This window comes from Phocaeicola sp. (assembly GCF_057861905.1).
This window is the reverse complement of record NZ_DBMACV010000085.1, coordinates 1-12,919: the sequence shown is the minus strand read 5'-3', so window position 1 is coordinate 12,919 and position 12,919 is coordinate 1. Positions and strand designations below refer to the sequence as shown.

The window sequence follows — 12,919 nt, the reverse complement described above, 5'->3', positions numbered from 1 at the left end:
GTTAATTTGTAATTAATTGTTTGTCAGACTTAAATATACAAAATAATTCGGTGATTACCAACTTTTAAAGATACTTTCTTATCCCGAACTCACGTAATTATGGACAAAAACTGGGCAGACCGTCTGGTGTTCAGCTTCAATTATTCTCATTTCTACAAGGAAATCCAGACTGGGGTCTACCAGTATGTAGTATTCGGCCAGAAACACCGTAAAGGATATTCTTTCGTCCCGTCGGTAGAATACCGTAAGCGCAACCTGCTGATAGAAGGACTGGATGTATCGGCAACAGCCAATTATAACCACAACATTACACATAATATTGATACAGCAGCTTACAAATACAACTGGCTGGGAGATAAAAAATATACCGGAATACCGGGAGAGCAATCACACCAAAACAACGAATCGAAAAATACGAACTGGAACGGGACGATTACAGCCAATTATCGTATTGGAGAAGTACACACTTTTACACTGAATCACGTAATCAGTACCTTCCACCGTACCACTCGTTCGTATATATCGGGCAGCTCCAAACTTTCCGATTTCAGCATCCCTAAGAAGACACGAAAAAACATCACCGGACTGTCGTACCGCTACATGCCTTCCGACAAATGGAATGTTTCGGCTTTTGCCAAATACTATAACCAGTATAACGAAGGGCCTGTATCGCAAAATTCAGATGGAATAGGAAATTACATCCTGCTGAAGAAACATCTTAGTTCGCTGGGATACGGTGCCGCAGGTACTTATTTTATCGTAAAAGACCTGCAAGCCAAACTTTCTTACGAAAAGGCTTACAGGCTGCCTACTACCGATGAGTTGTTTGGTGATGAGGACCTGGAAGCAGGAAAGGCTGACTTAAAACCGGAAAGAAGTGATAATTTCAATTTGAACCTGAGTTATGCTTACCACATAGGCAAGCATGCCATTTACGTAGAAGGCAGTCTGATCTATCGTGATACGAAAGACTATATCAAGCGAGGGCTGTCGCAGGTAAGCAACATGAGTTTCGGATATTACGAAAACCATGGCAGAGTGAAAACTAAAGGGTATAATATCTCACTGCGGTATAATTACTCCCGATGGTTCAACATAGGGGGAACATTCAATTCCATGAATGCCCGCGACGAGGAAAAATATCGCGCCGGAGGTACACAGCAGGAAAGCCTGACGTACGGTCAGCGTATTCCAAACCAGCCGTACCTGTATGCCAATTTCGATGCCTCGCTTACCTGGCACGACTTGTTCGCAAAAGGAAATGTACTGACACTGGGATATGACGGATACTACCAGCATGAGTTTCCGCTGTACTGGGAAAACCTGGGAGATCCGACTACCAAAATCCGTGTGCCCGAACAAATTTCGCACAACCTCAGTATCGGATACAGCCTGAAAGGAGGACGTTACAACCTTTCTTTCGAATGCCGTAACCTGACCGATGCCAAACTGTACGATAACTTCAGCCTGCAAAAGGCGGGACGGGCCTTTTATGGAAAAATAAGAGTAAACTTTGGAAAATAATAAAAACTAAAACATAAAAAGAACATGCAAAAAAAGTATCTTACACATGCCCTGACAGTAGCTCTGTGCTCCGGCAGCCTGTTCTGCTCATGCAGCGAAGAATACATAACCCAAAATTCAGGAGGAGCAGCAACCGGAACAGACAAATATATCATCGCAGCAACAACCAGTGATGCAACCTACCTCATCACTTCCGAATCGCTCGACGAAGGAACTGTTACTTCGGTAGGAAACGGAACCGAAACCATTGGAGGTTCTTACTGGGTTTTCTATGGAACCGATTATTTATTCAGTTTGAAGTATAACAATGGAGAGGCTGGTACCGGAGCTTCTTATATCTTAAACCAAGCTACCGGAAAGCCTGCTGAACATAATTCGTATACATTCAACCGCATCACGACGTATGGTATCTGGGGAAACAACGTGATTACTGCTTCTACCAACGACGGAAGTAAGGAAACAGACGGTGAACATTATGCCAAGTATCTCCAGTTCAACTATCTGAATGCGACCAGCGGCAAAACGACTACTGGTACACAGATTGCCGAAAACTTCCTTGGAAACGGTGAGTTTGTCAGCTTTGCAGGTTTTGTAGAAGCAAACAACAAACTCTATACTTCAGTCATCCCAATGGGAATGAGTCATTACGGTGTCAACACATTCCCCGACAAGATAACAGATGCCGACCTGGTTGCCAAATCGGACGGAGGTACCGGCTCCGGTTCCTATACAGCCGGACAGATACCTGCTACTCAGTATCCCGACAAGGCATTCATCGCTATTTATAACGGAAGCAGTTTCAACGAAACTCCAACCATCGTAGAAACAGATAAAATCGGATTTGCCTGCGGAAGAAACCGTTCTCAGTATTATCAGACCATCTGGGCTGCCGATAACGGCGACTTGTATGTTTTCTCTCCAGGATACGGACGTACGGCAACTTCTTCCAGCGACTTGAAAAAAGTTACAGGTACGCTTCCTTCAGGAGTTATGCGCATCAAGGCCGGCGAAACGGCTTTCGACTCGAACTATTATTATAACTTGGAAGAATTAGGCAACAAAAAACCGATGTTCCGCTGCTGGCACATCACTCAGGATTATTTTCTTTTGCAAATGTATACCGACGGAACGGCAGGTATGATGAGCGGAACAAATGCCGTCGTTACCGAACTGGCTATATTCAAAGCTGAAGATGGAAAGCTTACTACCGTATCGACCGGCATGCCACAAAAAAGCAACATTACTTCACTGGGTACTCCTTTCTGTACCAACGGAGTGGCTTATATTCCTGTAGTAACCAACGATGGCAGCTATCCGGCTTTGTATAAAATAGACCCTGTTACTGCAACAGCTACTAAAGGTATAAGCATCGTAGCAGATGAAGTAGCTGCCGTAGGTATGTTATCACCCAAATCTTTTTAAGTACAACAATGAAAAAAATATTCAAAAAAATACATCTATGGCTGTCTGTCCCCTTTGGACTGATTATTTCTATAATCTGTCTGACAGGGGCAACCCTTGTTTTCGAAAAAGAATTAACCCGAGCAGGCAACCCTCATCTATATACGGTAGAATATAAAGAAGGCAGTAAACCCCTAAAACCATCGGAAATCATTGCCCGTATCAGCCAGCAAACAGGAGATACACTGAAGATCAGTAGCCTGCAAGTGGCAGGAAACCCCAAAGAAGCATGGATGGTGAGCTTCACCAATGCTGGTCAGCGCCAGTTGAGTGTCAATCCCTATTCGGGAGAAATAAACGGATGGGTAGAGGGAAATTCCTTTTTTCAGACTGTCCGTAAACTGCACCGCTGGCTGCTTGATGCTCCGGCGCAGAAAGGAGCTTCTTCTACCGGAAAGACAATTGTCGGCATCACTCCCCTGCTAATGGTAGTTATCCTAATTTCCGGTATCGTACTCTGGTGGCCCCGAACACGCAAAAGTCTGCAAAACCGACTGAAGGTATCATGCACCAAAGGTTCCTTCCGTTTTTGGTACGACAGCCACGTTTCTTTAGGATTCTACGTTACAATATTTTTGCTGGTCATGGCTCTTACCGGACTGACATGGTCATTCCGATGGTACCGTACCGGATTCTATGCCCTGTTCGGCGCTTCTACCGAACAGCCCAAACAATCTGCGCCAGCCCACGAAGACAATAACAAAAAAGAAAAGAAAAACGAACCTGAAAGATTGAATTATCTGGCATGGGATGCTGCACTTGCCGAGCTGCAGAACCGTTACGAAACCTACGGAACAATCCAATTGAGCAAAAACAGCGCACAAGTTATTCAGTCAGGAAAACAAAAAGGAGATACCGCTTCTTTTGATATACACACAGGAAACATTACAGAAATAAAGGTATACAATATTGACGAACAGCCCATGTCGAACAAGATGAAGGGACTTATCTATTCACTTCATACCGGACAATGGGGAGGAATGTTTACCCGTATCATATATTTCCTGTCGGCCTTTATTGGTGGAATCTTACCTCTTACAGGATATTATCTCTGGATTAAGCGAATAAACAGAAAACATCGTCGTAATGTTTGATAGAAAATTTGTACAAAACATTTTATTTTTTGTACAAAAAATAAAAATACCTGCAGACATTTTCAGTTGAAACATCTGCAGGTATTTTTCAATTCTCCCGAAGGGAGCAAAAATTATTTAGGCTGCTTTCCGATGTAAGCCAGAATACCACCGTCTACGTAAAGCACATGACCATTTACAAAATTTGAAGCATCCGAAGCAAGGAATACAGCCGGACCCATCAAGTCTTCCGGATTTCCCCAGCGTGCAGCAGGAGTCTTGGCTACGATGAAAGCATCGAACGGATGACGAGAGCCGTCTGCCTGACGTTCGCGTAAAGGAGCAGTCTGAGGAGTAGCAATGTAACCCGGGCCGATACCATTACACTGGATGTTGAATTCTCCATATTCGGATGCAATGTTGCGGGTAAGCATCTTCAAACCACCTTTGGCTGCGGCATAAGCCGATACTGTTTCACGACCAAGTTCACTCATCATTGAACAGATGTTGATAATCTTTCCGTGACCTTTCTTGATCATACTCGGAATAACAGCTTTTGATACGATGAACGGAGCATTCAAGTCAACATCGATAACCTGACGAAATTCAGCAGCAGACATCTCACACATCGGGATACGCTTGATGATACCTGCATTGTTTACCAGAATATCGATTACACCCACTTCTTTTTCAATCTGTGCAACCAATGCGTTTACCGCTTCTTCATTGGTTACGTCGCATACATAGCCACGAGCGTCAATTCCAAGTTCTTTATATGCTGCAAGACCTTTGTCTACCAGTTCCTGCTTAATATCATTGAATACAATTTTTGCACCAGCCTGTGCAAAACCAGTTGCAATAGCAAAACCGATACCGTAAGAAGCTCCTGTTACAAGAGCGACTTTTCCTTCGAGTGAAAAATTAACCATAGTTTTCTTTAGTGTTTATATTGTTAATAACTAATATCAGCATTAAAAAAGCAATTTGTTTTTCCGTTTACGAACACGGAATTAATTATTTTAATTTTCTAAGTTCACAAATATACTAATTTCTTTTTATTAGTGTGCTAATATTTCGCAAATCTTATCTTGAAAAGCACGGGCTTCCTTACCCTTTAAGACATTCTGATTGATGATAACAAAAGCAAGCATATCTCCATTGCCTGCCTTTACATATCCGGCAAGCGAACTCACTCCCGTTACTGTTCCTGTCTTGGCATGAACATTGCGATACGCTTTTCCTTGCTTCATACGATTTCTCAAAGTTCCATCAACGCCTGCTACAGGAAGAGCTTCATATAAAGGACAGAATATTTCAGCCCGCGAATAAGCATATTTAAGATATTCTATCATCAGTTCGGGAGAAATATAATTATAAAGCGACACTCCACTTCCATCTACGATACTATATTCATCAGGATTACATCCGACTTCATGCTTCATAAAATCATAAACTGCATTTTGTGCGTCTTTGAAGCCTATACCCTTTTTACCTGAACGATGAATTCCTAAATGATAAAACATTGCTTCGGCAGACAAATTGTCGCTTTTCTTTAAAGCACGTTGTAATACAGGTGTCAGCGGACGTGACAACGTGTAGAGCTCCGTAACTTCGCCTGGACATGTTCCGTAGGTAAGCGATTTTACAGCTATTCCTTTTTTGTTCAGCTTGTAGGATAATGTATGCAGAAAGAAATCCTTCGAAGAATACATATTTAGTGTCTTCGTGCACCGGTAGTTCGCATTTCCACTTACATAAATGGTATTACCGTTATTCAGCCAGTCGCGAGTAACTTTCAACTTACCTTCTTGTGGAAGATAGCTTTTCGAGAGATTACAAACTGTGTAATAATCTGATTCGGGTAACACTTCCACCTTGGGGCGCTTACCTTTTGCAGCAGGAATAACCGTGACATTGACACATCCTCTGTTTAACATAAGTGGAGACAGATAAGGCTGAAAAGATTCGGGAGTATCATCCCACGACCATCCTGTACCCCAATAAATAGAATCGGTCAATGATACATCCGCAACTAAATGACCTTGTACAGAGCGTATTCCTGAGTTATAAACAGCTTCTGCCAGCTTGTTCATATCTTCATCCATAAACTCCGGATCGAATCCACCGACCAGATATAAATCTCCTTGTAGTATGCTATCCTGTGTAACTGTTCCCGTATAGGCTATTCTTGTGTTGAATACATAATATTCGCTTAATTCAGCCAAAGCGGTAACTGATGTTATCAGTTTTTCAATGGAAGCGGGACGATAGAGCTTCTTATCTTGATAAGCATAAACTTGTTTTCCCTGAGTCAAATTGAAAACACTAATGCCAACCTCCGACGTCGCTAACAGCTTTTCGGAAGAAACCAATGCATCCAGCCGTCCAGCAAGTGTCTGTGCACCTAACGTACAGCATACGATAAAAGAGATTAATATCAGTCCGATTCGTTTCATAAATTACAATTCTCTGAATATTTCACCCACAGTAGGATGTGGAAAAACAAAATTTTTGAAATAATCTAACTTACGATGTTCTTCTACCATCATACCTCCCAAGACAATCAGTTCGGAAGCCGGATTTCCTAAAATATGAACGCCAAGTACGGTATCGGATTCATCTACCAATACTTTGAATATTCCATTTGTACCTTCATTCTCGGCTACAAAACGACCTGAATATGCCATAGGCAACTTCACTACACGATAATTTATACCTTCTGCCTGCAAACTGTCCTCTGTCTTGCCAACTGAAGCTACTTCTGGATTGGTGTAGACGACTCCTGGAATAGCTCGATAGCTCATCTCTTCAGACGCTCCTAAAATATCTTTTACGGCTATCTCTGCTTCTCTTACAGCTGTATGCGCCAATAAAGATACTCCATTCAAGTCACCGCATACATATACTCCGGAAACGGATGTACGCAAATGGGAGTCAACTCGAATATTTTTACGTTCGGTCCGTTCCAGATGCAGGTTTTCAAGTCCCAAACCTTCAGTAACCGGCCTACGACCGACACTCATCAATAACTTATCGGCACATATACTATTTGCTCCATCAGCATTTTGATAGCATACATGTATACCTTCTTCATCTTGCGACAGGCTTGTTACCTTGGCATCAAGTAAGAATTTTATGCCACGTTTTGCATATTCTGCCCGCAGAGAAGCTGCCAGCTCACGATCGATGCCATTTAATATCTCACTCATCATTTCAACCACCGTTACCTGCACTCCAAGACTTGAAAAGAAAGAAGCGAACTCCATACCGATGACTCCTCCCCCTACAATAGTAAGCGAACGGGGTAATTCTTTATTCTCGAGTGCATCCCGATGCGTCCAGTAGCTTACTTGTTCTATGCCTTCTATGGAAGGAATAACAGTCTGGCTCCCTGTACAAATTATCAGATACTCACATTCGTATGTTTCATCTGCACAGCGAACAGTATTCTTATCGACAATATAAGCCTCCCCGCTGACAATAGTTACTTGCTGTGCCGTTAGTTTCGCCTTAATGCCTAATACAAGCTTACGGACTACTTTCGCCTTGCGTGAGATAATTTTCGGCAAATCGAAAGAAGTTTCAGAAATACTTATTCCATATTTTGCAGCATGACGTCCATTGTCATATATCTTTGCCGAATACAGTAAAGTTTTGGTCGGAATGCATCCTTCATTCAAACAAACACCTCCTAAATTGTTTTTTTCAAACAAAACAACACTCAGACCAGCTTTCCCTGCGGCTTCTGCAGCTGTATATCCAGCCGGTCCTCCGCCGATAATTGCAACTTGGTATTTCATACTTATTTTATTAGATTAATAGGTTTATATTAAAGTTACTTCCAGACTTCATACTTCATCTGAGGATAATGCTCGTATAATGCATCAACAAACAGTTCCGGATCTTTCATCGGATACCATCTGTCTTCTTTTTCTGAAACAATACGCAAAACCTTACGTTGAGGATCGAGGTATACTTTGGTTATTCCCTTTAAGGTAGATTTCGAAAAGCCCAAATAGCAGATTACCCGAACTGTTCCTTTTTCATCTATCTGATATTCCTTTATTCCTCCGTACATGGAGAAAAGTATATCGAAAATGAAAAAAAGGATAAGTACCATAGTATATATCCACCATGTTCCCTGATTATAGAATAAAAATATAATAGTCAGAATAAGACTACTCACAAGTGCACTTATAAGTGTTTCACATACAAATCTTTTAACTGACTTCCGAGGTTTAAAACTTTCCATAATCATCATTTTTAGTTATTCTCTACATTTTCATCTTCCTTTTTCATTTTCTTCTCAATCCAGCGGACAAATTCACCGGCATTCTGAGGAGAAACATATACCTTATCGGATTGATGACCATTTTGGTAACTTATTTCTATCCGATGTACTGATAAAGCTGGAGCTATTGAAAATGACTTTACTTCACGCATACCTGTAATGGATTCAAGTAATATGGTTTTATTGGCAATAAAACGTCCTGTCTCAATCTGTAATTTACCATTGCCTGTAACAATATATTGAGTATGAATCAACATCTCTATTTCAAATATCATGACAACAGCCATCAACAACGTAGCTATGGTGTAGTGAAACCAGAAAAAATCGAATAACAAAAAAGCGGTAACAGCCATCAGTAACCAATACCAACTGTCTACCTTAGAATGAAATGTTCTGTCCATTATCTCTGCAAGATTTATTAATTCTTTGTGAAGATAGCAAATTATCATCGAAAATACACTTCTTGAAAAGGTTCTTTAGAAAAAAAACAAAGATAAAACACTGTCATATCAGTTTTTTTGTAGTTTTGCAGCAATATTATACATGTTGTTATGGTAAGAAAATTCGATTTTCTCGTTATCGGTTCAGGAATTGCCGGAATGAGCTTTGCGCTAAAAGTAGCGCATAAAGGTTCGGTTGCACTGATCTGCAAAGCCGGACTGGAAGAAGCCAATACCTACTATGCACAGGGAGGAATTGCTTCTGTAACAAATCTGAAAGTGGATAATTTCGAAAAACATATCCACGACACTATGGTGGCCGGCGACTGGATCAGTGATCCGGCAGCAGTAGAAAAGGTAGTACGTAATGCTCCTGCTCAAATTGAAGAATTAATAAAATGGGGTGTAAACTTCGATAAGAATGAAAACGGAGAATTTGACTTGCACAAAGAAGGAGGACACTCTGAATTTCGTATTCTTCATCACAAAGATAATACCGGAGCTGAAATTCAAACCAGCTTGATAGAAGCAGTAAAACAACACCCCAATATTACGGTCTTTACTAATTTTTATGCCGTAGAAATCATTACTCAACATCATCTGGGTATCATAGTAACCCGACATACTCCAGGTATCAAATGTTTCGGAGCTTACGTATTAAATGAACAAACAGGAGAAGTTGATACGTTCCTGTCGAAAGTGACAGTTATGGCCACAGGAGGATGTGAAGCCGTTTATACCCACACAACTAATCCATTGGTTGCTACAGGTGATGGTATTGCCATGGTTTATCGTGCGAAAGGTGTTGTAAAGGATATGGAATTCATCCAGTTCCATCCAACGGCCTTGTATCATCCGGGAGATCGCCCCAGCTTCCTGATAACAGAAGCAATGAGAGGGTATGGAGCTGTATTAAGAAATCTGGGAGGTGAAGAATTCATGCAGAAATATGATCCACGTCTATCTCTTGCTCCTCGTGATATCGTAGCACGTGCTATAGATAATGAGATGAAACAAAGAGGAGAAGATCATGTTTACTTGGATGTAACGCATAAAGATCCAGAAGAAACGAAAAAACACTTCCCGAATATCTATAAAAAATGTCTTAGCCTGGGCATTGATATTACAAAAGATTATATTCCAGTTGCACCTGCAGCTCATTACTTGTGTGGCGGTATAAAAGTTGACTTAGATGGACAATCTAGTATCAAACGTTTGTATGCCATTGGAGAATGCTCTTGCACCGGTCTGCATGGTGGAAACCGATTGGCATCTAATTCACTTATTGAAGCCATTGTATACGCAGATTCTGCCGCAAAGCATGCATTGAGTGTACTCGACCGCTATGATTTCAATGAAGATGTTCCTGAATGGAATGCAGAAGGTACTATCAGTAATGAAGAACGAATTCTGATAACTCAAAGCATGAAAGAAGTAAACCAGATAATGGAAGCATATGTAGGCATTGTACGAAGCAATTTACGTTTGGTACGTGCTTGGAATCGTTTGGATATCTTATATGAAGAAACAGAACGTCTATTCAAACGTGTAAAAGCATCCAGAGAAATTTGTGAACTGCGTAATATGATTAATGTAGGTTATCTGATTACTCGACAGGCTATGGAACGTAAAGAAAGTCGTGGCTTACATTATACAATCGATTATCCGCATCCTGCAAAAAAGGAAGGCGAACAATAAATACCTCATTCACTAATGTGGTAATATAATTCGGGATATTCAGTAAATGTCCCCAAAAATAAAATAGCATATGAAGTGATTATGGTCTGTCATCTTCATATGCCATTTTTTATTGCTATTTTACTGTGTTTTCTTAAAAATTCTATCCGGCAGGACATAACGCTCCGGAAGAAGCCTGGTGACCTCTTCTGATTTTGTCAGTAAAAATCATATCATGCCGCTTTAACCGTCCTGTTCCTGACCTTGTCAATCATCAGTACGGCATTTGCCGTATGTATTCCGAAGAAAATCCACAGGATTTCTTCTTCCTGTTCCGTGCCTTTATCCTCAAGAGCGAGTAATGCTGCTTCTGTGTGCCGAAGCTTCCTTCAAGCCGGGTGGCCCTTTCCCTTGAAAGTTCACTTCTGAGAACCTTCCTCAAGGATTCATCCCTGGCTGCCCTTCCCTTGCGTACAAAGGACGTGGAGATTCCGTATTTCGTGCAGAACTTCCTGTTGGCATTATTGGCATATATGGAATCGGCAGCCACACACCTTACCCTCACGTTCATGAGTTTCTGCTGCATGCGGATGCAGTCCTTCAGGCGTATGCCCTCGTTGAAAGCCTTGAACGAGAGGTGTTCGATGAACGATATGCCGTTGTTGACTTTTGCCATACGCCCAAACGGAAATACCGAGTGAAGCCTGCCAAGCTCACTCCCATTAAAACTCTTGCGGTATTTTTCCAAAATATCAAATTCTGTAAAGCCCAAAGTAGGGTGAATCTCTGAAATATTTTGTACTTTTGCCATATCTTGGTTTGGGAATTTCCCTCGTTTTGGCTGCCAAACCTTATTTGTGGGGGAATACCTAAAGATACAAAAAAGCCAGCTAATTCGCAACACTTTGTGTATGAATTAGTTGGCTAATTTTATTCTATTTACAAAATATCCCTAAATAATCAACACTCTGATTTAATATTTTAAGATTGGATACTATTTCAGTATATATTTTTTAGAGCAGACTCAAATATAACTTCGAGTTAATATATTGAGAATAAGAACATAATAATAAAAGCATTAATATTATGGTACCCAATTATAATATTAAAAACAGCTATTCCTATGTTCTCTGAGTTTAAAGTTACAAAGATTTTTAATATAGCCAGATAATTTTTGTAAGAAATTTACTTATCACTATAAAAATATATAATTAGAGGTAAGAAAAGTAAGTATTATAATATGAGTAATGGAAAAGATGAAGTCAGCCTTTCATAGGATGAACTTTATACAATTCCGATAAATAGAAAAAAGAACGTTTAGGAAGTATCATTGCAATCATAAAGGGCACCGATGTCCGGACTATCACTTCTGCTCTGTTGAAGTTTTCCAGACGCAGACGCTTCCAAAGCAGGGAGATAACCCTCGACATGGCTCCGAACATGGAGCAGACAGCACGTATCTGCTTCCCTGCCGCATGCCGTGTGACAGACCGTTTCCACGTGCAGAAGCTGGCTTATGGGCAGTACAGGAAATGAGAGTGAAGACTCGCTGGGAAGCCCTGGATGAGGAATCCATACAAATGGCACATGCCAAAGCATGTGGAAAAATCTATCATGCTCCAGTATTCGAGAACAGGAATTCAAGGAAGCAGCTGCTGGCAAGAAGCATATATCTCCTCTATAAGAAAGAGTCTTTATGGACCGAATCACAGCGCGCGCATGCTGAAATCCTCTTCAGGAAAATCCCGATATAAAGAAAGCGTATTATCTTTCAATGAAACTTGGACTGATATATCACCAGTGCAAGTATAAGGATACAGCATTGACAAGACTTGCCAGATGGTATGACGAGGTGGACAGATCGGGATTCCTTGCTTTCTCAAGAGTGGCAAGATCCATATAGGCACATTATCTGGAAATCAATAACTTCTTCGAGAAGCGTTCCACAAATACCGCATCTGAATCCCTCAATGCAAAAATAAAGAGCTTCCGTTCACAGTTCAGAGGCTTTAAAGGATAGTTCAGGCTTGCTAAAATTTATGCTTAACCAACGAATTCCTCAGTTTTTTACGTTGATCCATTTAAAAGCTTTAATGACTACAATGAAGTGCTCAATTTCTTCAACAATAGGTCAATGCATTGCTGAATCGTTCAACACTAAAATTAAACAGTTTCAGGGCACAACCTAAAGGAGTAGTGATTTAAGTTCTTTTTCTTTAGGCTGATGAAACTTTACACTTAGTCCCACTAATTTTCGGGTGAGTCATTATCATTTCTTCCATAGTAAGGAAACTTCTCTATACCGTGCCTCCGCCGGGGCAGAGAAAGTCGTAAGCCCCGGGGCAGGGGGATAAAAAAGGTCCCGCAGCAACGGTGCTGCAGGACCTTCAAGACGGCGACTACCTACTCTCCCACTTGCGCAGTACCATCGGCGTGACGAAGCTTAACTTCTC

Annotated in this window: 10 protein-coding genes and 3 pseudogenes; 7 read left to right on the top strand and 6 right to left on the bottom strand. The window is 41.1% G+C overall.

The window, feature by feature from the left end; genetic code table 11:
* Nucleotides 1-96: 96 nt before the first annotated feature.
* The 3 genes and pseudogenes from ACZM60_RS13135 to ACZM60_RS13125 form a co-directional block, all read left to right on the top strand.
* Nucleotides 97-1,524 (top strand): annotated as a pseudogene (locus ACZM60_RS13135) (TonB-dependent receptor); the annotation flags it as partial.
* Nucleotides 1,525-1,548: 24 nt separating this feature from the next.
* A complete protein-coding gene (locus ACZM60_RS13130; protein ID WP_489521722.1) occupies nucleotides 1,549-2,946 on the top strand; it encodes a DUF4374 domain-containing protein in 1,398 nt (465 codons plus the stop codon).
* An 8-nt stretch (nucleotides 2,947-2,954) separates the two neighbouring features.
* Nucleotides 2,955-4,079: a PepSY-associated TM helix domain-containing protein gene (locus tag ACZM60_RS13125; protein ID WP_489521721.1), complete on the top strand. Its 1,125-nt coding sequence runs from the start codon at nucleotides 2,955-2,957 to the stop codon at nucleotides 4,077-4,079.
* Between the two features lie 113 nt (nucleotides 4,080-4,192).
* Here ACZM60_RS13125 and ACZM60_RS13120 read toward each other — a convergent pair whose 3' ends face one another.
* The 5 genes from ACZM60_RS13120 to ACZM60_RS13100 all read right to left on the bottom strand — a co-directional run bounded on the left by ACZM60_RS13120 (nucleotide 4,193) and on the right by ACZM60_RS13100 (nucleotide 8,750).
* Nucleotides 4,193-4,987 (bottom strand): gluconate 5-dehydrogenase, encoded by a 795-nt coding sequence (locus ACZM60_RS13120; RefSeq protein ID WP_021971622.1) that lies wholly within the window; start codon nucleotides 4,985-4,987, stop codon nucleotides 4,193-4,195.
* 129 nt (nucleotides 4,988-5,116) lie between these two features.
* Nucleotides 5,117-6,514, bottom strand: coding sequence for a D-alanyl-D-alanine carboxypeptidase/D-alanyl-D-alanine endopeptidase (gene dacB / locus ACZM60_RS13115; protein WP_489521720.1), 1,398 nt, complete (start codon nucleotides 6,512-6,514; stop codon nucleotides 5,117-5,119).
* Between the two features lie 3 nt (nucleotides 6,515-6,517).
* On the bottom strand, nucleotides 6,518-7,858 hold the full coding sequence (gene lpdA / locus ACZM60_RS13110) for a dihydrolipoyl dehydrogenase (protein ID WP_489521719.1): 1,341 nt from the start codon (nucleotides 7,856-7,858) through the stop codon (nucleotides 6,518-6,520).
* Between the two features lie 35 nt (nucleotides 7,859-7,893).
* Nucleotides 7,894-8,244 carry a hypothetical protein gene (locus tag ACZM60_RS13105; protein WP_340319918.1) on the bottom strand — a complete coding sequence of 117 codons (351 nt, stop codon included), beginning with the start codon at nucleotides 8,242-8,244 and terminating at the stop codon, nucleotides 7,894-7,896.
* Between the two features lie 77 nt (nucleotides 8,245-8,321).
* Nucleotides 8,322-8,750: a PH domain-containing protein gene (locus ACZM60_RS13100; RefSeq protein WP_021971618.1), complete on the bottom strand. Its 429-nt coding sequence runs from the start codon at nucleotides 8,748-8,750 to the stop codon at nucleotides 8,322-8,324.
* A 150-nt stretch (nucleotides 8,751-8,900) separates the two neighbouring features.
* Here ACZM60_RS13100 and nadB point away from each other — a divergent pair, with 150 nt between their 5' ends.
* Complete coding sequence (gene nadB, locus ACZM60_RS13095) at nucleotides 8,901-10,487, top strand: L-aspartate oxidase (RefSeq protein ID WP_021971617.1); 1,587 nt, start codon at nucleotides 8,901-8,903, stop codon at nucleotides 10,485-10,487.
* 212 nt (nucleotides 10,488-10,699) lie between these two features.
* Here nadB and ACZM60_RS13090 read toward each other — a convergent pair.
* A pseudogene (locus tag ACZM60_RS13090) lies at nucleotides 10,700-11,139 on the bottom strand (transposase); the annotation flags it as partial.
* A gap of 704 nt (nucleotides 11,140-11,843) precedes the next feature.
* Here ACZM60_RS13090 and ACZM60_RS13085 point away from each other — a divergent pair.
* From ACZM60_RS13085 to ACZM60_RS13075, 3 genes and pseudogenes are all read left to right on the top strand, one after another.
* Entirely contained in the window at nucleotides 11,844-12,002 is a 159-nt protein-coding gene (locus tag ACZM60_RS13085) for a transposase (protein ID WP_489521718.1), read from the top strand.
* Nucleotides 11,999-12,220, top strand: coding sequence for a hypothetical protein (locus tag ACZM60_RS13080; protein ID WP_489521717.1), 222 nt, complete (start codon nucleotides 11,999-12,001; stop codon nucleotides 12,218-12,220). Before ACZM60_RS13085 ends, ACZM60_RS13080 begins: the two co-directional genes overlap by 4 nt.
* A gap of 20 nt (nucleotides 12,221-12,240) precedes the next feature.
* Nucleotides 12,241-12,486: pseudogene (locus ACZM60_RS13075) on the top strand (transposase).
* Nucleotides 12,487-12,919 lie beyond the last annotated feature (433 nt).

Coding starts and splice junctions, on each gene's coding strand:
- ACZM60_RS13100 (WP_021971618.1), bottom strand. CDS start 8,750: ATGGACAGAACATTTCATTCTAAGGTAGACAGTTGGTATTGGTTACTG.
- ACZM60_RS13080 (WP_489521717.1), top strand. CDS start 11,999: ATGAGAGTGAAGACTCGCTGGGAAGCCCTGGATGAGGAATCCATACAA.
- ACZM60_RS13130 (WP_489521722.1), top strand. CDS start 1,549: ATGCAAAAAAAGTATCTTACACATGCCCTGACAGTAGCTCTGTGCTCC.
- dacB (WP_489521720.1), bottom strand. CDS start 6,514: ATGAAACGAATCGGACTGATATTAATCTCTTTTATCGTATGCTGTACG.
- ACZM60_RS13120 (WP_021971622.1), bottom strand. CDS start 4,987: ATGGTTAATTTTTCACTCGAAGGAAAAGTCGCTCTTGTAACAGGAGCT.
- lpdA (WP_489521719.1), bottom strand. CDS start 7,858: ATGAAATACCAAGTTGCAATTATCGGCGGAGGACCGGCTGGATATACA.
- nadB (WP_021971617.1), top strand. CDS start 8,901: ATGGTAAGAAAATTCGATTTTCTCGTTATCGGTTCAGGAATTGCCGGA.
- ACZM60_RS13125 (WP_489521721.1), top strand. CDS start 2,955: ATGAAAAAAATATTCAAAAAAATACATCTATGGCTGTCTGTCCCCTTT.